This window comes from Nocardia sp. NPDC056952 (assembly GCF_042674185.1).
GTDB lineage: Bacteria > Actinomycetota > Actinomycetes > Mycobacteriales > Mycobacteriaceae > Nocardia.
This window is the reverse complement of sequence record NZ_JBHURA010000003.1, coordinates 299,351-320,921: the sequence shown is the minus strand read 5'-3', so window position 1 is coordinate 320,921 and position 21,571 is coordinate 299,351. Positions and strand designations below refer to the sequence as shown.

Here is a 21,571-nt window from a genome sequence, read left to right as displayed (position 1 = left end):
GAGTAGTAGTCGCCTGTCCTCGCCCAGCAAACCTGAATCGACCGAGCAGGCATCGAGCGCTCAGCGTTGCGCCGGTCGTCAGCGGCGCCGGCGGCCGAGCCCGCACTGGTCTCGAATGAGACGTTCCCGAGAGAAGCGCTTAGACCAGCGAACCATCGGTGACTTTCGTGCCGGCCGCGAGGACGATCGATAGAGATGAGATGGTCGCAACCGAGACGCTGGAGCGTGACATCGCTACAGCCCACTCTCTGAATCAAGAGGCTCCCCAGGAGGTCGCGGTGACAGGTGACGCCGCGTCAGCCGAGACGCCCGTTCGGGTAGAGCGCTGCGACGTCTGCGTGGTCGGAGCGGGCATCGCCGGAGTCAATGCCCTGTTCGTCGCCAGTCGATACTTGTCTCGCTCGCAGAAAGTGATCCTGGTCGATCGCCGCGATCGGTCCGGCGGTATGTGGGTCGACACCTATGCGTACGTACGACTGCACCAACCACATGGCCTATTCACCGCGGGCAATATCAAGTGGACACTTGGCGAGGATCGCTCCTACCTGGCAACCAAGGACGAGGTGCTCGCCCACTTCGAACACTGCCTCGAGATCGTCGAACAACGAGTGCAAGTAGAGGAGTACTTCGGCTGGGCACTGGAGTCACATGTCGAGTCCGGCAACATTGTGCGCCTCAACTGCAAGTCGTCGGACGGCCGGCTAATGATTATCGAGGCGAAGCGACTGATCAAAGCCAGCGGATTCGGGATCGTGCCCAACGGCCCGCTCGAGCTTTCCAGCACACGTGTCGTATCGGTGTCACCCGACTTCTGCGACATGCGCGGGGACGAGATGCGGGCGAGCGACGCCCCTGTGTGGATCGTGGGCGGGGGAAAGACCGCGATGGATACCGCTCACGCGCTGATCACGCAATACCCCGGCCGGGAAGTGAATCTCGTGGCAGGTTCAGGCACGTTCTTTTCTGACCGTGACCGCTTGTTCCCTACAGGCGGCCGACGATGGTGGGGCGGCACGCTGGCAACCCACATTTTCACGGAACTGGGCCGGCGCTTCGACGGGACCAACGAGACAGATGTCGCGACGTGGTTACGCACGACTTACGGCACGTGGTTGACCCCCACCACAGGAAACTTCCTGCTGGGCTTGCTGTCCGGATCGGAGAACAAGACGATTGCCGACGGCCTGAACGAGGTGATCATGGATCACGTCGTTGACGCCGTCGACCGTGACGGCGATATCGACTTGATGTTCCGCAGCGGATCAGCCCAGCAGATCCAACCGGGCAGCTGGATCGTGAACTGCACCGGATATATGCTGCACGGCGATCCGCCCTATGAGCCCTACATTTCCGACAGCGGTGCGGTCGTGTCGGTTCAGCCACGCTCTGCCACATTCCATCTGACGTCGTACATGGGCTACTTCTTGACCCACCTGTTGTTCTTGGGCAAGCTCAGCGAAGTCCCGCTCTATGAACTCGACGCGCTGGATCTACGGAAGAAGTCGAATGCGGCACTTCCCTATGTGCTCGGCTCGCTGGCCGTGCACAACCTCAGCCTCGTCCTCGACAGCATCCCGAACAAAGTGTTCCTCGATTGCGGAATCGATCTCGATCGCTGGTACCCGCTGCCGCGCCGCATGATCGAAACGACGCGGTTCATGCTCACCCACCGCCACGGACGCGAACATCTCCGGCAAACCCTGGACACTGTGCGCACACGATTCGATGTTCGCTGCGGTCCACTGAACCAGGCGTAACCGTCCCGGCCGTAGTCGTTCGTCACCGCGCGCAGCCGCCGTGGCGTGGTCAGCCTTCACCGAGTCAACGGCAGTACCGCGGCCAGCGCGCGTAGCGCCTCGAGGTAGTCCTCGTTCAACGGCTGGATCGCGACATGGTCGGCGCCCGCGTCCAGGTGGGCCACCAACCCGGCCGCGACTTCGGCAGGCGTGCCGTTCACGGCGAGAACATCGATCAGGCGATCGCTTCCCGGCTTGGTGATGTCCTGCTCCGAGAAGCCCACGCGGCGCAGATTGCTCAGGTAGTTCACCAGCCCCAGATACATGGAAACCGTGCCCCTGGCGAGCCCGCGCGCCCGCGCCACATCGTCATCGAGGACTACCTTCTGCTCCGCGACCAGAAGCGCGTCTGCACCAAGCGTTTCCCGGGCGCTCTTGGTGTGCTCGGGCGGGGCGAGGTAGGGCAGCGCACCCGCGGTCCGGTCACGGGCAAGTGTCAGCACGCGCGGTCCGAGTGCCGCCAACGCCCTGCGCTCCTTCGGCACACCCGCGGCGTCGAGTTCGTCCAGGTAAGCCACCAGCGCGTCGTACGGCTTGACGGCCCCCGCACCGTTGGCCTCCCGATGACCCACCCCGATGCCGAGCAGGAAGCGGCCGGGAAATCTTCGGTCGATGCGGTGAAAGGACTCCGCGACGGCCTCTACAGGCGCTGTCCAGATATTCACGATGCTGGTGCCGACAGTCAGCGATTCCGTTGCCTCCAGCAGCGATTCGACCACGGGCAACTCGGCAGGCGGCGATCCGCCGAGCCACAACGCGCCGTACCCTAGTTCTTCGATCTCGCGAGCTGCCGCTGGGGCGAACCCCTTGTAGTGGCGCCACACACCGAATTTCCCGAGATCGCTAATGGTCATGCCGGAGGCAACGCGGGTCCCATCACGACTATTCCGAGGCCTGAGTCGGCCGGGTGGCCGCCGATGCATCCGGCATCCGACGCCCGGCCTGCCGGTCGCTCCTGCTCCGGCTCGCACAACACGACGTCGACACTCCGGCGCGCCTTCATCAGTCCGCCGGGTTTCGCAGTTCAATCGGAGTATGCGCTCGAATTCGCCGAGCAGGGCGACTGCCTGTTCCGCGGACAGCGGCGGATGAGCTGGGAGCTGCAACCCAGTCGCGCACGTCTGCGTCTCAGAGGCAACGCCGATGTGCTCAGTGGTCAATAAGGCCACCTTGTTTCCGGGTCTGGATGGTGATCGTCAACTCAATCGGTCCAACTCACGCCTTCACGACGGGTGATGACGGCAGCGCACGAGAGGTCTACGTCGAATTGCACCATGAGGCATCTCCTGAAAGGGACGAACGCTGATGACGACATCGGGACCCGAGGGGCGCGCACCTCGCAAGCGGCGGCATACCGCAGCACACGGCAACCAGGAAGTCGGACAGCAATTCGCACGAACGTTCGCTCCGCCCGGGCTCTACGACAAGGAGCGACGTAAGGAATGGCGGCTCGAGGAGGAGCCCGGAAAGCGTGGCCCCTACATCGTGGAGTTGAACCTGCAGCACACCGAGGGTCTGCTCGGCGCAGTCGCGACACTCAAGGAGTTGCACGCGGAGGTCATGCGGAACGCGCCGGAGCCGACACCGATCTCCCGCACTTACTACCTGTGTCGCATGTCGTGGGCCGAGTGTAAGAAGCTGCTCAAGCAGGACGAGCGGCAGGCACTGGCCAAGGCGGGCCGAACAACGGGCAATCCCATGCGATTTCGGGCGATTTACAAGCTCTGGCCGGACTTTCCCGTCCGTAGTCAGGTCTACCGGTCGCTGCCGACGATCAAGGCGAACGCTGCCCGGCGCTCCTTCGAGGCCGAGGGAGAAGGAATCGTCTGGGCGGTGATCGACTCCGGCATCCAGGGAAGCCATGCACACTTCCAGAAATACACAACCGTCGAGGCCGAGGGGGTCAGGAACCTGCACCGTAGCTTCGTGGAGGAAGCAGTCGAATTGGATGGGGTCCCGCTCGAGCCACGACCCGCACTGGACCCGGACGACCCGACAATCGACAAGGACGAACGGACCCGGCGCGTCGATGCCCATCGCAAAGCGGCGCTCACCGACGAATACGGACACGGCACGCACGTCGCCGGGATCATCGCCGGGTGCGCTCCGCTCAACCGCAAGGAATATGGGGTGCGGTTGTTCGAGCGCGTCGACCGCCCCAGCGCCCGCGGGCAACTCGAGCGGACCAGCGCTATCGTCCAGCAGTTCAACGACCTGGAGCACCTACACGGCGTGGCTCCGCAGTGCCGACTCGTGAGCCTCAAGGTGCTCGACGAGGTCGGTGAAGGACGTTCCAGCGACGTGATCCGCGCTTTGGAGTACATCCGCGAGAACCTCAACGACAATCCCAAGCTGCTCCGCGTGCACGGGGTAAACCTCAGCGTCGGATACGAATTCGATGCCGAGATGTTCGCCTGCGGCCAAAGCCCGATCTGTGCCGAGGTCGACCGGCTGGTCCAGTCGGGCGTGGTCGTCGTGGCGGCCGCCGGGAATACGGGCTACGGCAGCGTGGGGTCGAGTACACGGGAAACAAGGGTGGGGCTGTCGAATACCATCAACGACCCGGGCAACGCGGAGCAGGCCATCACCGTCGGCGCTACACACCGCGACGCGCCGTACATGTACGGCGTCTCGTACTTTTCCTCGAAGGGACCCACCGGCGACGGCCGACTCAAACCCGACCTGGTGGCCCCCGGCGAACGGATCACCTCCTGTGGCGCGGGCACTCGCCTGCACGAGGCCATCCGGGCCGCCGACGCCAGCGCGTCGGCGAGCGGAGATGTGGCCTTCGCCGACTACATGGAGGACAGCGGCACCAGCATGGCCGCACCGCACGTGTCCGGGGCGATCGCGGCCTTCCTGTCCATCCGGCGCGAATTCATCGGCAAGCCCCGCGACGTGAAGCGAATCTTCACTTCCACGGCCTCGCCGCTCGGTCGTGAGCGCTACTTCGAAGGGCACGGTCTGGTGGACCTCGTCCGTGCCATCCAATCCGTCTGATCGGAGCAGCGGCCGTGCACAGTTTCGATGTCGAGTTCACCAGTGGCGGAACGCTTTTCGATGCCGGCCAACTGCAGGATCTGGTCAGTGGCCTGGACGCCACCGACCTGATCGTTGTTTCGCACGGATGGAACAACGACATGCGGGAGGCCGCGGACTTGTACGACGAGTTGCTGGGCAACGTGCAACGCCTGCTGGACTTGCGCGCCAATCCTCAGGCGCCGACAACGCTTCGCCGTCTCGACGGCCGCACTTTCGCGGCCTGCCGTGTGTTCTGGCCGAGCAAGAAGTTCGCGGACAAGGACCTCATCCCAGGCGGCGGCGCGGCCAGCGCGACGGCGGCGAACGACGCGGCTCTCGAGCTGGTACTGGACAGACTGGCCGAGGACCCGACGCGACTGGGCGACACAGCCAAGTCCCCCGCGCGTCACCAGAAGGTCACCTCGGCGATGGCGCTCGTCCCGCGACTGGCCTCGGATCCCGACGCTCGTGCGACGTACGTCGATATCCTGAGATCCCTTGTCGATGTGGACGATTCAGCAGATGACGACGGCGCGGCCGCGTTCTTCGTCGCCGACGCCGAGGATCTGTTCGCCGCCATGGACGGTCCCGTTTCCGCGCCGGGCGCCGAGACAGGCGGGGGCGGCGCCGCAATCGGAGGCGGCGCAGGCGATCGGGGCGCCGACAACGGCGGCGCCGCCGGCGTCCTGGATCGCCTCGATGGGGTGATCGCCGCCGCGCGGCGGCTGGCGAACCTCACGACATATCTGCAGATGAAGTCACGGGCCGGAACAGTCGGGGCCAACGGCCTTGCCCCGATGATCCGGCGGGTCCGCGCGGAACACCGAGACGTGCGCGTCCACCTCGTCGGCCACAGCTTCGGCGGGCGGCTGGTGACCGCCGCTGCCCATGCTCTGGACGACAACACACCACAGGTCACGCTCAGCTTGTTGCAGGCGGCGTTCTCGCACAACGGGCTTTCCGGCGACTTCGGCGGCGGGAAGGCCGGCGCATTTCGGGAGGTCCTCACCGACCGCCGCGCATCCGGCCCGATCCTCATCACCCACACCAAGAACGACAAAGCTGTCGGAATCGCATACCCGCTCGCGTCGCGAATCGCCTTCCAGAATGCCGCTGCGCTCGGTGACCGCGACGACCCTTACGGCGGCATGGGCCGCAACGGTGCCCAGCGCACCCGCGAGGCGTTGGGCAACGAGACGGTGCTGGCCGCGGTCGGTCATGACTACGGGTTCGCGCCCGGCAAGGTCTACAACCTGCTGGCGGACGATTTCATCGTCGACCACGGCGCCGTTCGAGGTATCCAGGTCGCCTACGCGATCCTGTCCGCCGCGTCCGTGGCGTGAGGATCCCCAGCCGCTCGACTTTGCTGCTGTAACACTCACAACCCGGGATGCCCAGGTGCGGACTTGTGCGAAACTTGCACTCGTACTGCCGTCCGGCACTGAGCCGAGCGCTGCGTGAATCCATCGATCTTCCCAGCTCACCGAGCATTCTTCTCATTGCTCTACGTTCACGAACCCGCACGTCGGCGGATCGAGGCCGAGTCCGCGGACTCGGCGCGACGGTTCACACCGCTCATCGGCTTCGGACATACATTCGTGGAGGGAGTCGGACATGGACCGCACGCTCAAAGTGATCGCGACGAAATCTGAGCAGGCCGCGCTCGCACGGGACCACACCGTGACAGCCAACTACGACGCGTTCGCGTTGGTACAGGCCGATGAGGCCGAAGCTCGGGAGTTGAGCCAGCGCTACCTCGTCGAGGACATCACCGCGCAATACGAGATTCCACTCGGACCGACCGCGACAGACGCGATCGACACCACCCTGCCTCGAATCACCGGCGCAGCACGGCCTTCGGCCCATCCCGCCTACCAGCGCACCCGGCGCCTGGACGCCGGACCGCACCACTACCTCGTCCAGTTCGTCGGGCCGATCAAGCCGCAATGGCGCGCAGCGGTCGAGCAAGCAGGTGGATCGATCGTCGATGCCCGTGCTGGTTTCACGCTGGTCGTGCGCGCGACGGCCGAGCAGATCGCGGCGATCGCCGCGTTGCCGGAAGTGCGCTGGGCTGGTCATCTGCCCGACCGCGCACGCCTGGACGTGACCACCGAACCCGCACTCCCCCGAACGAAGTTGCTCCCCGACGTCCTCACCGTCGAGTTCTTCACGCCGGCCACCGCACGCGCCGCCAAGGCGAAGATCCGCAAACTCGGACTGAAGATCATCGGAGATGGCCCGGCGACGCTCATCGTCGAGGCGCCCGAAGGCACCGATGCCGCTCGGCGCAAGCAATTGGCCGCCCTGTCGGCTGTCCATGGTGTGCGCATGGTGCGCAACCGGCCGATCAATCGCATCAGCAACGACGTCGCCGCGACCATCATGCGCGGAACCGCGGCAACGCTGGGCGGGGTTTCCACCCTCGACGGTGAGGGCGAGACGATCGCGGTGTGCGACACCGGGTTCGACACCGGCACCACCTCGCCGGTCCATCCCGATTTCGCCGGCCGCGTCAAAGCCGTCATGAGCTTTCCGATCACCTCGGAATTCGCTCCCTACGTCAACAACGCCGGCGGCGACGACGGAGCGGCCGACCTCGACTCCGGCCACGGCACCCACGTCACAGGATCAGTGCTCGGCGACGGCGTCGCGAGCACGGCGGTGCCGGGGCAACCGGCGATCCGCGGTCTGGCCACCAAAGCGAAGCTGGTGTTCCAGGCCGTCGAGCAAGCCTTGGACTGGAAGAACCCCGCCTTCGTGGCGAAGTACGGTCGCTACCTGCTCGCGGGAATTCCGGTGGACCTCGCCGACCTGTTCACACCCGCGTACAACAAAGGCGCGCGCATCCACACCAATTCGTGGGGTGGCGGCGATCCCGGGGTCTACGACGACCAATGCCGTGCCGTGGACAAGTTCATGTGGGAGCACCCGTCGTTTTGCATCCTGTTCGCCGCAGGCAACGACGGCAGCGACTCCGACGGCGACGGCCGGATCAACCTCGGATCCGTCACCTCACCCGGCACCGCCAAGAACTGCCTGACCGTCGGAGCGAGTGAGAACCTGCGACGCTCCTTCGACAGCGAGCGCTACGGCACCTGGTGGCCGGGCGACTACCCGGCACCGCCGTACAAGAGCGCGGCGATGGCCGATGACCCCGATCAGGTGGTCGCGTTCTCCAGCCGTGGTCCGACCGCGGACGGGCGCATCAAACCCGACGTCGTCGCCCCGGGCACATGGATCCTGTCGACGAAGTCGACGATGCTCAGCCCCACCGCGACCGGCTGGAAGCCGTTCCCCGGCTCTTCGAAGTACTTCTACATGGGCGGCACGAGCATGGCCACGCCACTGACCGCCGGCGCGCTCGCGCTGCTGCGCCAGCACCTTCGCCGCGACCACGGCATCGCGACGCCCTCGGGGGCACTCCTCAAAGCGGTAGTGATCGCCGGCGCTCGTCGCCTGCCGGGCACAGCGCCCGCAACCACGGTGGCCGACAACCACCAGGGCTTCGGTTGCGTCGACGTGGCTGGGGTCGTTGCCCCGACGGCACCGTCGACGCTGCTGGTTCGCCAGGGCAGGAAAGTCTCGACGGGACAACTCCACACCCTCGAGATCGAGGTGACTTCGGCAGCTGTTCCGTTGCGGATCGTGCTCGCCTACAGTGACTTTCCCGGCGAGACGTTGGTCAACAACCTCAATCTCGTTGTCCGGGGCCCGGACGGAGCGCCCAGAGTCGGAAACGGCGGGCAGGGCCCCGGATTCACGATGGACTCGATCAACAACGTCGAGGTCGTCGAAGTCGGTGCACCCGCCGTCGGTACGTGGAAGATCGATGTCATCGGCTCGAATGTCCCGCAGGGGCCTCAGCCCTACGCGCTGGCGATCCTCGGCGCGGCGGCCGGCTGATTCCTAGGACAGCCACCCTCTGGCAATCACGAACGGCGCCTCCGGAATTCCGGGGGCGCCGCTCGGGCACTTCGCACCGCGTCAGCGGATCAGGCTTCGCGCACCGCCGTGACGATGGCGACGACCGCCGCGGACAACGCCCCGATCACCACCCCGCCGAGCACCACCGCTGCGGCAGCGACCGTGAACTGATCCCAGCCCACCATGAGCGCGGCCACGCCGAGAACCACGAGGATCGCGTCGACGCCGACGGCGGCCAAAACAGCGTCGTCGCGGCTCAGCAGCCGAGCAGTCAGCGCAACGGTGGCCAGGCCGAGCAGGACGGATACCAGGCCGACCGCGACGAAGACGGGGACGGCCATCCCGGTGCCGACCTCGGTCCCCAGGATCAGCGTGGCGAACGGGACGAGGCCGTACAGGACACGGATCGCGCCCACACCGCGCAGCGTCCACGAGGACACATCGACGGGGGCGCCCCCGGTGGAGGTCTTGGTCGCGTACGCCATGCGCACAGTTGCCACCTGGCTGGTCATATCCCGCTCCTTCGACATTTTCACACCTTCGTGCAATTGCACGTAACTGTGAAACTACGTCCCTTGCACACCGATGTGCAAGAACTCGTGAAGGGACTCACACCCCACCCGGGTTCGTGCCAGCGAGCACACCGTGGATCCATTCGGGGACAGCATGTTCGACGAGCGATCGCCCGCCTGACGAGCGCACCTGCGATCAGTGCTGCGCGGCCTCGGCGGCGGACCGGGCGATCTCCGCGGCACTGGAACGGTCGACGCCGACCGCGATCAGGCAGGCCAGAGCAGCGTCGCGCGCGGCTTCGGCATCGACCCATTCACCATCGCTGTGCGCGTTCAGCAGCTCGAGCACCAGCGCCGTGAGCACCCTGGCCAAGGCCGCGGGCGGAAGGTGACCAGCGAAGGTTCCGTCGGCTTGACCAGCCGCTATCAACGTGATCAGCCGCGCGCGGACGGGCGCGAGCCGGTCGGCCATCCGGGCCCGCGACCCGGCTTCGTCCAGGCGCAGCAGCAACTGGAACTCGTCGCCGACAGCCCACAGCGCGACCGTCATATCCGCGATCGCCCGGGCCGGAGGTTGCGCGGTGTCGATACCGTCGAGTGCGCGACCGACCTGTTCGAAAGCCTCGTCGAGCATGCCGTCGATCAGCGCTTCCCTGGTGGGGAAATGACCGTAGAGGGTGCGGCGGACCATCCCCGCGGCGACGGCGATGTCTTCCATACTCGCCAGTGGGTTGCGCAGCAACTCGTCCCCGGCCACCGCGACGATGCGTCGCCGGTTGGCCAGTGCGCGCGGCCCGAGGCCGACGGTGGTCGAGTGCGTCGTCGCAGTCACGTCCGTCCTTTCACCCACCACCATCCCACACCTGCGCAAAGGTGTGCAAAAGGCCGGCTGCGGCTCATCGGCCTGCTCGACAGCCGGTCCACGGCATATTCTGGACAGATGGCACGGCTGCCGGAAAGTAGGACCGAACTGGTTCTGGGTCCGTTGCTGCGCCATGTCGGCGAATGCGACGCCACCGTCTGGGTCGAGACGTCGGCACCGTGCACTGTCGAGGTCCTCGGCCACCACGAACACACCTGGACCATCGCCGGACACCACTACGCTCTCGTCCTGATTGCGGGACTGGCGGCCGGTTCCGTCACGCGGTACGAGGTCAGTCTCGACGGGGAGCGCGTCTGGCCGCTGCCCGACGCCCCGCACCCGTCCGTCATTCGCACGCTCAGAAGCGACGCCGATCTGATCCTCGCCTTCGGCTCGTGCCGATTCGCCACACCGACCGCGACGCAGGACGACGACAACTTCGACGCCGACGCTCTCGACGCCTATGCGCGGCGAGTCATGGAACGCCCACCCGAAGATCTGCCCGACGCATTGTTACTGCTCGGCGACCAGGTCTACGCCGATGAGCTGTCGCCCGAGATCCTCCGTCGCATCGACGAGTCGCACGACCTCGACCAACCGCCGGGCGCCCAGATCCGCAACTTCGAGGAGTACACGTGGCTCTATTGCGAGTCATGGTCCGACCCGCAGGTGCGCTGGCTGCTGTCCACGGTTCCGTCGTCGATGATCTTCGACGACCACGACGTCATCGACGACTGGAACACCTCGAAATCGTGGCGTGACGAGATCGAGGCCACCGGCTGGTGGGAGGAACGCATCGTGGGCGCGTTGTCGTCGTACTGGGTCTACCAGCACCTGGGCAACCTCTCGCCCGCAGCCCTGGCCGACGACGAGCTCTACCAGCGGATCCGATCCGAGGGCGGCGACTGCGCGGAGTTGCTCCGCGAGTTCGCATCCGCAGCGGACGAAGAAGCCGACGGCGCCAAGGGAGCGCAATGGTCGTATCGCCGCGATCTCGGCACCACCCGGCTGCTCGTCATCGATTCACGGTGCGGACGCATACTCGCCGGCGGCACGCGGTCGATGGTCTCCGAGCCCGAGTTCTCGTGGATCGAACGCCAGACCGAGGGCGACTACGACCACCTGCTGGTGGGGAGCTCGCTCCCGTGGCTGCTGCCGCGCGCCCTCCACGACCTGGAGTCGTGGAATGAGCGCATGACCTCAGGGGTGCGGGGCAGACGCGTGGCCGGATGGTCCGAAAGATTGCGGCGCTCAGCGGATCTGGAACATTGGGCCGCCTTCCGCGATTCATTCGACCGGCTCGCCCGGCTCATCGCCCGCGTCGGGCGCGGACAGTGCAGCGGCCCGGGAGGACGGGCGCCCGCCACGATCTGCGTGCTGTCCGGCGACGTTCACCACGCCTATGCCGCGCAAGCGCGGTTTTCCGACGCGGTCAGGTCCCGGGTCTACCAGCTGACCTGTTCGCCGATGCACAACTACGTTCCGACCGCCATGAAGGTAGTCTTCCGGCTCTCGTGGAGTCGGGCCGCCGAACGGGTGACGCGTTTCCTCCTGGACCGGGTGTCCACCGTTCCCCCGGTGCCGGTCGAGTGGAGTCGCGTCACCGGCCCCTTCTTCGGCAACCAGATAGCGACGCTGCATCTGCGCGGCCGGACCAGCCGCCTCGTACTGGAGCAGGTGAGCACCGACGGCGGCCGTCCCCATTTGACGACGGTCGCGGACGTGGTGCTGTCGACCGAGACGGACGGCTCGCCCTGAAGTGGCATACGCCGAGATCCATGAAGGACCCGGTCGCTGCGGAGCCCGCCGGCATCGAGTGGTGACCGGCTTCCGACGCACAGCACGCGCTGCGGCGACGTCGTCGCCATCGGGCACCCTCCGGAAGCGGTCCGGCGAGCCGAACGCAAAGGGCGACTCGCTCGCACCTCCGCTACCGGGGTTTCGCCTGCGCGCGGTCCAGTGCGAAAGCTCCCGATCAATGGGATACCCCGTATTTGATTCGGGCAAATAGCTGCTTCTGTGAGACGCGACACCCCAAATTCCGGTTCTTCGACATACCTGAATTGGCGTTCGCCACAATGAAAGGCATTCCCACCCATGCGAATCCGATCTCTTCGATTGCCCATAACGGTGATGGCGGCCGCGGTCGCGGCCACAACCGCTACCACCGGCGTCGCGTCCGCCGATATCGACTTCGGAAACTCCGGCAGCAGCTCCGGCAGCAGCGGCGACATGGTCATCACCCTGGTGCGCCATGCCGAGTCCCTCGGTAACACCTCCGGCCTGATCGACACCAAGGTGCCCGGACCCGACCTGACCTCACGCGGCCGGACACAGGCAGACAATCTGGCCATCCAGCTGGGCGACAAGAATTACGACTGCGCCTTCGCGTCCAACATGGTGCGTACCGAACAGACCGCGGCACCGACCGTCGCCAAGCAGGACCTGAGCCTCGACATTCAGCCCGGTTTCCGGGAGATCGAGGCAGGCCAGTACGAGGGCACCCCGGAGGCCGAGGCGCTGTCCGGGTACCTACAGGCGCCGATCAAGTGGCTCTCCGGCGACCTGAACGCTCGGATTCCAGGCTCCATCGACGGCACCGAGTTCGACGGCCGCGTCGATCAGGCACTGCTCGATGTGCAGCGCCGCGGCTGCGCCAACCCGGTGATCTTCTCGCACGGCGGCACCATCATGTTCTGGTCGATGATGAACGCCGACAACGCCGACAAGAGCAAACTCGGCACCGATCCGATGCGCAACGGCGGCCGCGTCGTCCTCGAGGGCAGCCCGCAGAAGGGCTGGACGATTGTCGAGTGGGTCGGCCACCCGGACCTGGGCTGATCCACCCTTCCGCGCCCCGGATGTCACCGACACCATCGATGGCACCGGGGCGCGGTCGTCTCTCAGCACAAGGCCCCCACAGCACAGTCATCCACCGCACCCGCTGGGATCACCGTCATCGAACTGCTCGCCCGCGGGAGGTTCCCGCACCAGCGGCTGCTGGGCCAATGGTCACGCGCCGACGAAGGCACTCTCGGCCACCGTCACCCGGACCTTTCCCGCAGACAGGACCGACTTCCCGGTCTTGGCATTCACCGACCCGCGCTGGGATCCAGCGTTGTTGGAGCGCAGGCGTCGTGGGTTGACTGGTGCGCCAACAAGATCAGCAGTGGTCGGCCGATCACCAGCGCGTCGCGGCCGAAGACGCCATCGGTCGTCGCTTTCACCGAGAGCGGTGAGTGACTCGTCGAGCAGCGGGGTTGATTCCGGCGGACCGCTACCGATCGCAAAGGCGATCGCCAGCGAGCAACGACGGGCACGTGTGCCGCACTTGCCGTGCCCATCACGCCCGGTTCGAGCTACTGCTTTGTTCGTCGATGCGCCGGCGCTGGCGGGCCCCGTACGCCGCTTCCTTGACCGCAGTGTCGTCCTCGAGACCGGACCCGAGCGCTCCACCGATGGTCGCGATAGACGCCAGCAGCCAAGCGAGGGTGAGGTAATCGGAGAAGTTCACCCCGTGCCTCAGAACGGAGGACAGCAGTTCTGGTGAAAGAGCCAGGCCCGCGGTGAACAGCAGCAGGCAGAACAGTGCCACATGCAGGACGCCGACGCCGACGCCCAGCGTGATCACGGTCGCCAGGTTGTACAACACCGATCTATTGCGTTCGGCTGCCGACTGCGGTCGCTCCCAGAGTTCGTGGTCGAGGATCAGCCACAGAATCATCGCCGCGACTGACAGGACCGTTGCCGCGCTCATCCGCCATGGGCCCATCGTGTCGGCGAACATCCAGATCGTGTCGGTGGCCAGTGCGATCGCTCCAGTGGCGAACGCGCCGACGAGGACCTTCGAGAGTCCAGTGACCAGTCGCCACGGCCGGTTGGCCCGCACCATCCCCGACACCAGGCGCAATCGCCGCAGTCCCGGGGGTGTGAAGTACCGGATGCCACTCGCGATCGGTACAGATGGAAACCGTCGCGCCGCCCGGGCCGGCGCGAGTTCCGGCTCACCGAGCATGTGAGAGATCGCGAGTTCGGTGACAGTGCGGACGCGTCGCTCGATCTGGATGCCGCCCACCCCAGGCACGGAGATAAGAGCGAATCGGTGGTCGGCACTGACATCGGCCACCACCGGAAGCGTGTCCTCACGGCGCGGCAGATCGGTGAGGTACACGACGAGGTCCTCGGATTCCGCAGACGGATCGACCGCGTCGATCACCTCAGCGAAAGCCGCTCCCTCGGCGAGAAGGTAGGGCTCGAGGCGCACACACGTCGACCATTGACGCTCGAGCCTGTCACGGCCTTGCAGACGTCCCGGCAGGCACTCCGCGAGGCGTTCCGCGACATCGGCCGGCTTGCCCGGATCCGCGATCAACAACACCGAGACCCGCTCACCAGCCGCACCGGCTCGCCAGTGCTCGTTCGCGTCCACCGCCCTCGCGTACCCACTCGAGCTGGACACAAACTCCAGACAGCAGGAGCGGACGACGAAAGCAACTGCTTCGCGTGACGCCGCCTGGGTCATGCGGCCACCCACAGAAAGGGGACTTAACACTCCAACGGACCTGGTCCGGACCGCCGTCCATCCGCGCGAGATCGCAGCCACCAGCACGGCGGCCGACTAAATTTCCGCGTCTCTTCGATCACCGACAGTCGTCGCCACGGCGAACATCACGCCCGGCCCGACGGCCTATCGGAGGAGAACCGGAAACTCGGTTGGCAGACAGGACCTAGCAGCCGATGGTTCCACCGTCCGTGTGCGTATTCAATGCGCCAATCGAGCGGCCATAGTGGTCAGGTTGTCGGCGAAGGTCAGCACGAATTCGACGCACAGGTTGATCAGTTCGTCGCGGCTGATGTCCATACCGCCGTCGAGCCAGGCCAGGACCAATTCGGCGGCGCCGCCGGTGATCATCAGAGAGACCGCACGGACCAGGGTTTCACTGCCGGCCGGCGGGTCCAACAGTGCGCGTTCCTGTTCGGCGACGACGTCGGCGATAGTGCGCATGCCGGCGGCGCGGCGTCGCATCAGGATTTCGCTGCCGTGCGCCTCGGCGAAAGCGATGCGGGCGCGGCGGGGGTCCTCGACGACGGAATTGAGGATAGCGGTGACGGCTGCCCGCGTTTTGGCTGCGATGTCATCCGGCGCGGCGGTGAGGGCGTCCAATGAGCTGCGGATCGCGGTGTCGATGATCTCGTCGTGTACGGCGGCGGCCAGTGCGTCGAGGTCGTCGAAGCTCTCGTAGAAGAACCGCGGACCGACCTTGGCCTGTTCGCAGACTCCGCGCACGGTGGTCGCGGCCCAGCCCTGGGTGCCGATGATGTCGAGGGCAGCGTCCATCAGCCGCTGGCGGCGTTCGTCGCGTCGCTGTTCGGCCGAGGTGCCGCGATAGATGCCCGTCGCTGCCCGTGTCACAACCCTCAGTATGCCGCACCAGAAACAGGAATCAATCGTTTACGGAAACGACTGATTCCTATATGCTCCAAGTCACACCACATCGCAACGGTGCGAGAGGACAACGAACATGATGTCGACCCTGGGCCGACGGGCCAAGTCCGCCGTATCCGCTATTGCCGAGCGATATCCTTCGCAGACCCGCGCGCTGGCAGACCCGCTGCCCGGCAGCGGATTACGTCCGATCATGGGCGATTACGGCGTCCCGCTCATCGGGCACGCGATACCCGCGATGAGCGACAGTCTCGATTTCGCCCGCCGCCGTTTCGACAAGTACGGGCCGGTGCACTGGGCCGGACTTGTCGGGCGACGCGTTGTCATGGTCGCCGGACCGGAGGCCACCGAAGAGGTACTCGCCGACCGCGACAAGGTGTATTCCGCGCAGCGCGGCTATACCTTCTTCATCGGTCCGTTCTTTCGCGGCGGCATCCTGCTGCGCGACTTCGAGGAACACCGCTACCATCGTCGGATTCTGCAGCAGGCCTTCACCCGACCGCGGTTGGTCGGCTATCTCGATATCACCAGTCCGGCCATCGAGCGCGGTATGCGCGACTGGACGCCGAATCGCGATTTCCAGCTCTACCCGGCGGCCAAACGCCTGCTGCTCAGCTTGTCCTCAGAAGTGTTCATGGGGGCGAATCTCGGGCCGGAGGCCGCCGGGCTGGAGCGGGCGTTCATCGATGCGGTGCGTGGCGGCCAGGCGCTGGTGCGCACGAATCTGCCCGGCGGATTGTGGGCACGCGGACTGCGCGGGCGCGCAGTGCTGGAAGATCACTGTCGTCGCGAGCTGCCTGCCAAACGCGCGGGAAACGGCGAGGATCTGTTCAGCGTGTTGTGCCGCACCGCTTCCGAGGAAGGCCATACCTTCACCGACCAGGATATCGTCGACCATCTGATCTTCGTCCTGCTCGGCGCGCACGACACCAGCACGATCGCGGTGTCGATGATGGGGTACCAGCTCGGATTGCATCCCGAATGGCAGGACCGGCTGCGCGCCGAATCGCAGGCGTTGGGCAAAGAGTCACTCGACTATGCAGATCTGGACCGGCTGCCGGCCCTGGATCTGGTCTTCAAAGAGATTCTGCGGATGTACTCCCCTGTCGGACAGCAGATCCGCGAAACCGTGCGGGATGCCGCGATTCAGGGTCAGTTCGTCCCCGCCGGCACCTTGGTGATGATCGGGTCGTACTCGGCCATGCGTCAGGCCCGCTGGTGGAACGACCCCGACGTGTTCGATCCCGAACGGTTCACGGCCGAACGGCACGAGGACAAGGCCCACCGCTATACCTGGGCGCCTTTCGGTGGTGGCGCACACAAATGCATCGGACTCTATTTCGGCGGTATGACAGTCAAGGCGATCATGCACCGCATGCTGTTGCACTACCGCTGGACCGTGCCCGCCGACTACACGCCGCCGATGGGCTGGGCGACCGGCCCTGTCCCCCTCGACGGCCTACCCATCCGGCTCGAACGCCTCGGCGCCTCGGTGTCCGCATGAAGATCGCCGCCGACCGCACCCGGTGCGAGGGCCACGGCATGTGCGAAGCATTGCTGCCCGACATCTTTCGGGTCGACGACGAAGGCAACGTGACGGTGCTGACGGACCAGGTAACCGATGCCGACCTCGACGACGTGCGGCTGGCGGTCGACAGCTGCCCGGTGGCGGCTCTGCGCCTGTTCGACTGAAGTACCCTCGCGCCGCCGATGACGCCGCCGGCGCTCTGGGGAGAACGAGGCGAGGTCGGCCGCGTGGCGATCGGCGACCCTGGATCGCACGAATACGATCGACGCTGTGCAGCCGTCCTCGTCCCCGGCAACTGTGACCGAAGTCGGTAGGCAGGTCGACAAGTAGTTCCACCTCATCCGGACCGACGAGCCACCCGACATAGCGAGGTACGCGTGCAGGCCCTGCATCGAATTGTCCTACCCGTCACAGCAGCGGCGTTCATGGCCGCGACAGCCATCTCCGCACCGCACGCACAAGCTGCCGCCGACTGCCCGGGCGCCGGTCAGTCGGCGGTGCAGGTAGGTGCTGTGTCGGGTGCCCTGGAAGGTCTCACCGTCGATTCCCAGGGCCGCGCGTACGCCACAGACCTGGTGAGCGGACACGTCTTGCGGATCGACGCCCCCGGCGCCCCCGCGGTAGTCATCGCCACCGTGCCCAGCGGCGGCGCCGGTGCGCTCGCCTGGACCCGAGACGGCAAACTGCTGGTCGGTTACGGCGCGGACGCCCGGGTCGTCATCGGCGATCTGGTGCACCTGGCAGGCATCGTCCAGGTCGACCCCGATACCGGTGCGGTGACGCCGTTCGCCTCGGGTCTCAGCGCCGCCAACGGCATGGACGTCGCGGGCGACGGAACCGTCTACGCCACCAACGACTTCGGCAACCTCGTCGGCCGTGTCGGCCCGAACGGCGCGGTGCAGGCGGACTGGGCGAGGTTCCCCAGCGCCAACGGTGCTGTGCTCGACGCCGACGACGAATACCTCTATATCTCACGGACTTTCGTCAACCCTGGCGTCAGCCGGATACCCACCGCGAATCCCGGTGCACCACAATCGCTGCTGGACCTGTCCGGTACCGACACCTTCGGTACACCCGACGGGCTGACCTTGGACTCACAGAATCGACCCGTCGTCCCCTTCAACCTCTCTGGCCGCATCGTCCGCATCGACTCACCCGGCCGGTACTGCGTCCTCGGCACCGCAGCCCCGTCGACCAGCGTCGTCACCTACGGTCGCGGTACGACCGGCTTCTCCGCCGGCCGTCTGTTCGCCGCCACCTTCAGCGGCGCGATCTACGAAATACCGGGTGCCTTCGACTCCAATGCCCGAACCGCCCCCTGATAGCTGCCTCGTCCAGGAAGGTTACTGCGGAAACGGATGTCGAGTTGATCGTGTGCCCGTGACCGGTGATTCTCCCCGATGAAGGTGGTACCGACGGCCGAGAAGACGGAAGTGTTCGTGCGAGAGGTGGCCCTCGTGCACGCCGACATACCGTGCGCGTCTCCGCCAAACCGTCCCGGTCCCAGCCGGACCGTGGTGAACCGAAGGGATTTCTGTCCATGACAGTCGTGAAAGTGCAACGCAGCATCGACGCCCCGATCGAAGTGGTGTTCGACGCCTACACCGACCATGCGGCGCTGGCGCTGGTGCCCGGCATCGCGTCGGCCGCTGTGGTCCGGCCCGGCGACACCGAACCGAACGGGCTCGGCGCGATCCGCGAGGTGAACGCCGGCATCGCCTGGTTCCGTGAAGAGATCACGGCCTTCGACCGGCCCGTCCTGATGGAGTACAGGATCCGCAAGGCGCGGCCACCGTTGCAGCACAGACTCGGCCGTGTCGAGTTCGAGCCGACCTCGCCAGGCACGACCCTGATCACGTGGACATCGGAGTTCGATTCACCCGTGCGGGGTATCGGATTCGTGTTCGGTCCCGCCAGCAAACTCATCGCCTCGGCCGCGTTCAGCTGGGTCTTGAAATGTCTCGACGACCGCATCGGGTCCTGACTGTCACCAGCCTCGCGGAATCCGGATCCGGCGTCGCTCGTCGTGGCAGCGACCGACGCGTTCTGCATCGACATGCACACCACCGACCTCGCCAAGCACGGGGTGCCTCCTCCGGTGACCTGATGTCTGTCGGCGGTGGCCGCGCGCTCACCGGATCAGCGCCGGTATTCGGCACGCGGGCAGGCCATACCGCGCTCGATCCATTCCTCGGTGCGTTTCATCGGTGCTCCGGATTGTCGAAGTCGGGCCTGCATCCGGCGTCCCACTCGCTGCGCTGGTTTCCGAAGGCCGGGATTCCGCCGTTGCGTCGCAGCATGGCCGCCACGTGCATGAGGTTGAAGGTCATAAACGACGTATTGCGGTTGGTGAAGTCGTTGTCCGGTCCGCCCGAATCCGGATCGAGATAGGACGGTCCCGGACCGACCGACCCGATCCATCCGGCATCAGCTTGCGGCGGAATGGTGTATCCGAGGTGCTGCAGGCTGTAGAGGATATTCATCGCGCAGTGCTTGATACCGTCTTCGTTACCGGTGATCAGACACCCCGCTGCCCGCCCGTAGTAGGCGTATTGACCGGCATCGTTGAGCATCGACGAGCATCCGTAGAGGCGTTCGATCACCCGTTTCATCACCGAACTGTTGTCGCCCAGCCAGATCGGTCCGCACAAAACCAGGATGTCGGCGTCGAGCACGCGCGAGAAGATCTGCGGCCATTCATCGGTCGGGGCTCCGTGCTCGGTCATGTCGGGCCACACTCCGGTCGCGATATCGTGGTCGACCGCGCGCAGCTCCTCGACTTCGACACCGCGCCGACGCATGATCTGCGCACTCAACCGCACCAGCCCGTCGGTATTGCTGGGTTCGGGCGAACGTTTGAGCGTGCAATTGATGAACAGCGCCCGCAGATCGTCGAAGCGCGGGCCCGGTTCGGTCACCGCCTCGGGCCCGGTCATCGCCTCGGCCCGACTCGAAGGCCGAGCACCCGGCAGAGCAGTAGGCGGGGATTGTGTTGCGGCACTGGTGCTCCCATCTCTTTGGTGTGACTGTTCGATCACTCGAGTCGCTGGAGCGCGGTGGATTTCGTCGCGAACGAGCGACGGTAGCGTGTCGGTCAGTCGGCGAAGATGCCTTTCAGCATCCCGGTGGCCTGACCGACCTCGATCAAGTAGCCGTCAGGGTCGCGCAGGTAGCACCGCAGTTCGGCTTTGCGGTCCAGCGGCTCGGTCAAGAACTGTGCGCCTTTGGCGGTGGCGTCGGTATAGAAGGCAGCGATGTCGGCGACCCGCACGTTGAGAAACGACGAGACCACCTCGCCGGCCGTCGGCGGTGCCAGCGTGATGTCGGGCTTGTCCGGGGTGGGTCCACCGCCGGGATTCATGATGATCCAGCTGTTGGCGACCTTGACGATAGCCGGATTTTCCGCGAGAACGACCTGGCCACCAAGAATGTCGGCGTAGAAATCGCGCGAGCGGACCACATCGCGCACGGTCAGGAAATGGGTGAGGATCAGACCCTGTTCGGGCGCGGGGAGGTCTGGGCGACTGGTCACGAGGGCTCCTTCGGTTCGAGTTACCGTGCGCGTTCCCACTCCCGATCTGTTGACACACTCGCTGCGCCGCAGTGCGACCAGCGAACTGCCCGGCCCCGCTGACAACCGCACAAGACGGCTGTAGGCAGCGAGGACCGCTAGGCTGCGACGGCTATGAGCATCCGCACCCCCGAGCGGAACGTTCTGCCGGACGAGCCGCGGATCCGGCAGGTCTTCCGGGACGTCATCGCCGAGCGTCTGACAGACCCGCGGCCACCACAGGCCGCGATGTTGTTCCAGTCCTCGGTGGACCCGTACTGGACGGACGACAGGTTCTTCCTCGGAGACTTCTACGACGGGTTCCTCCATCAGGACACCTGCCAGCCGCATACCGCCGAAGGCGTCCCTGTGCTGGCAGCGCTGGCCGTCGATGACCGGGTGCCACCGCAGCAGCGTTTCCGGGCGATCAGCCTGCTGTTCAGCATCGCGACTGTCGCGGACCGCCGCCTGGGCGACTGCTGGCCCGACACACCGCGGTACGCAGATCCCGGCAACGAGGACCGAGCCCGCGAGGCGGTCCGCTCTTGCACACCGGACCTGCTCGCCCGGTGGGCACCCGAATGTCCGGCAGTCCGGCTGGCGCTCGCGGGTCTCGCCGTCGTATTCCCTACAGTCAGCACGCTGCCCGCCTTGACCCCGCGGCTTCAGGGTTTTGTCGAGCAGCACCCCCTGGGCACCGACATCGGCGACTACGTGCGTTTCATTCTGGTATTTGCCGCCGGGAACGACGACCAGACCCTCGCAACCGTCGAGTCATTCACCACCGCCTACTGGAAGAGCACCTCCCCCGGAGCGCCGACACCAGCCCGAACTCTCCACCTGCTCGGCCAGATGCTGAACCGGGTCGGGATGGGGCTCACACGATCACATTCTGGAGGATGACCTGACCGTCGGGGTGATGGCGTGAAGGG

Annotated in this window: 18 protein-coding genes; 11 read left to right on the top strand and 7 right to left on the bottom strand. The window is 65.9% G+C overall.

Going from position 1 to position 21,571, the window contains the following annotated elements:
- Nucleotides 1–200 precede the first annotated feature (200 nt).
- Entirely contained in the window at nt 201–1,757 is a 1,557-nt protein-coding gene (locus ACFTS5_RS13100; RefSeq protein ID WP_378630566.1) for an FAD-dependent oxidoreductase, read from the top strand.
- Nucleotides 1,758–1,813: 56 nt separating this feature from the next.
- Here ACFTS5_RS13100 and ACFTS5_RS13095 read toward each other — a convergent pair whose 3' ends face one another.
- On the bottom strand, nt 1,814–2,650 hold the full coding sequence (locus ACFTS5_RS13095) for an LLM class F420-dependent oxidoreductase (RefSeq protein WP_378630564.1): 837 nt from the start codon (nt 2,648–2,650) through the stop codon (nt 1,814–1,816).
- 451 nt (nt 2,651–3,101) lie between these two features.
- Here ACFTS5_RS13095 and ACFTS5_RS13090 point away from each other — a divergent pair, with 451 nt between their 5' ends.
- From ACFTS5_RS13090 to ACFTS5_RS13080, 3 genes are all read left to right on the top strand, one after another.
- Nucleotides 3,102–4,796: a S8 family peptidase gene (locus ACFTS5_RS13090; RefSeq protein WP_378630563.1), complete on the top strand. Its 1,695-nt coding sequence runs from the start codon at nt 3,102–3,104 to the stop codon at nt 4,794–4,796.
- A gap of 14 nt (nt 4,797–4,810) precedes the next feature.
- Complete coding sequence (locus ACFTS5_RS13085) at nt 4,811–6,160, top strand: hypothetical protein (RefSeq protein WP_378630561.1); 1,350 nt, start codon at nt 4,811–4,813, stop codon at nt 6,158–6,160.
- A 271-nt stretch (nt 6,161–6,431) separates the two neighbouring features.
- Nucleotides 6,432–8,720, top strand: a complete 2,289-nt coding sequence (locus ACFTS5_RS13080) for a S8 family serine peptidase (RefSeq protein ID WP_378630559.1) — start codon at nt 6,432–6,434, stop codon at nt 8,718–8,720.
- A gap of 89 nt (nt 8,721–8,809) precedes the next feature.
- On the opposite strand, the gene ACFTS5_RS13075 is transcribed toward ACFTS5_RS13080, so the two are convergent.
- Together ACFTS5_RS13075 and ACFTS5_RS13070 are read right to left on the bottom strand one after the other, a co-directional pair.
- Entirely contained in the window at nt 8,810–9,253 is a 444-nt protein-coding gene (locus ACFTS5_RS13075; protein WP_378630558.1) for a hypothetical protein, read from the bottom strand.
- Between the two features lie 196 nt (nt 9,254–9,449).
- A complete protein-coding gene (locus ACFTS5_RS13070) occupies nt 9,450–10,085 on the bottom strand; it encodes a TetR/AcrR family transcriptional regulator (protein WP_378630556.1) in 636 nt (211 codons plus the stop codon).
- A gap of 108 nt (nt 10,086–10,193) precedes the next feature.
- On the opposite strand from ACFTS5_RS13070, the gene ACFTS5_RS13065 reads away from it, so the two are divergent.
- Together ACFTS5_RS13065 and ACFTS5_RS13060 are read left to right on the top strand one after the other, a co-directional pair.
- Complete coding sequence (locus ACFTS5_RS13065) at nt 10,194–11,873, top strand: alkaline phosphatase D family protein (protein WP_378630555.1); 1,680 nt, start codon at nt 10,194–10,196, stop codon at nt 11,871–11,873.
- Between the two features lie 375 nt (nt 11,874–12,248).
- Complete coding sequence (locus tag ACFTS5_RS13060) at nt 12,249–12,956, top strand: histidine phosphatase family protein (RefSeq protein ID WP_378630553.1); 708 nt, start codon at nt 12,249–12,251, stop codon at nt 12,954–12,956.
- Nucleotides 12,957–13,458: 502 nt separating this feature from the next.
- On the opposite strand, the gene ACFTS5_RS13055 is transcribed toward ACFTS5_RS13060, so the two are convergent.
- Nucleotides 13,459–14,544, bottom strand: a complete 1,086-nt coding sequence (locus ACFTS5_RS13055) for a hypothetical protein (protein WP_378630551.1) — start codon at nt 14,542–14,544, stop codon at nt 13,459–13,461.
- Nucleotides 14,545–14,877: 333 nt separating this feature from the next.
- Entirely contained in the window at nt 14,878–15,528 is a 651-nt protein-coding gene (locus tag ACFTS5_RS13050) for a TetR/AcrR family transcriptional regulator (protein ID WP_378630550.1), read from the bottom strand.
- Nucleotides 15,529–15,637: 109 nt separating this feature from the next.
- Here ACFTS5_RS13050 and ACFTS5_RS13045 point away from each other — a divergent pair, with 109 nt between their 5' ends.
- The 4 genes from ACFTS5_RS13045 to ACFTS5_RS13030 all read left to right on the top strand — a co-directional run bounded on the left by ACFTS5_RS13045 (nt 15,638) and on the right by ACFTS5_RS13030 (nt 19,073).
- Nucleotides 15,638–17,065 carry a cytochrome P450 gene (locus ACFTS5_RS13045; protein ID WP_378630548.1) on the top strand — a complete coding sequence of 476 codons (1,428 nt, stop codon included), beginning with the start codon at nt 15,638–15,640 and terminating at the stop codon, nt 17,063–17,065.
- Nucleotides 17,062–17,253, top strand: coding sequence for a ferredoxin (locus tag ACFTS5_RS13040; RefSeq protein ID WP_378630546.1), 192 nt, complete (start codon nt 17,062–17,064; stop codon nt 17,251–17,253). Before ACFTS5_RS13045 ends, ACFTS5_RS13040 begins: the two co-directional genes overlap by 4 nt.
- A gap of 261 nt (nt 17,254–17,514) precedes the next feature.
- Nucleotides 17,515–18,411, top strand: coding sequence for an SMP-30/gluconolactonase/LRE family protein (locus ACFTS5_RS13035; protein WP_378630545.1), 897 nt, complete (start codon nt 17,515–17,517; stop codon nt 18,409–18,411).
- A 218-nt stretch (nt 18,412–18,629) separates the two neighbouring features.
- Nucleotides 18,630–19,073 carry an SRPBCC family protein gene (locus ACFTS5_RS13030; RefSeq protein WP_378630543.1) on the top strand — a complete coding sequence of 148 codons (444 nt, stop codon included), beginning with the start codon at nt 18,630–18,632 and terminating at the stop codon, nt 19,071–19,073.
- A 217-nt stretch (nt 19,074–19,290) separates the two neighbouring features.
- Here ACFTS5_RS13030 and ACFTS5_RS13025 read toward each other — a convergent pair whose 3' ends face one another.
- A complete protein-coding gene (locus ACFTS5_RS13025) occupies nt 19,291–20,025 on the bottom strand; it encodes a flavodoxin family protein (protein ID WP_378630541.1) in 735 nt (244 codons plus the stop codon).
- A gap of 158 nt (nt 20,026–20,183) precedes the next feature.
- Complete coding sequence (locus tag ACFTS5_RS13020; RefSeq protein WP_378630540.1) at nt 20,184–20,621, bottom strand: VOC family protein; 438 nt, start codon at nt 20,619–20,621, stop codon at nt 20,184–20,186.
- A 153-nt stretch (nt 20,622–20,774) separates the two neighbouring features.
- On the opposite strand from ACFTS5_RS13020, the gene ACFTS5_RS13015 reads away from it, so the two are divergent.
- Nucleotides 20,775–21,542 (top strand): hypothetical protein, encoded by a 768-nt coding sequence (locus tag ACFTS5_RS13015; protein WP_378630538.1) that lies wholly within the window; start codon nt 20,775–20,777, stop codon nt 21,540–21,542.
- Nucleotides 21,543–21,571 lie beyond the last annotated feature (29 nt).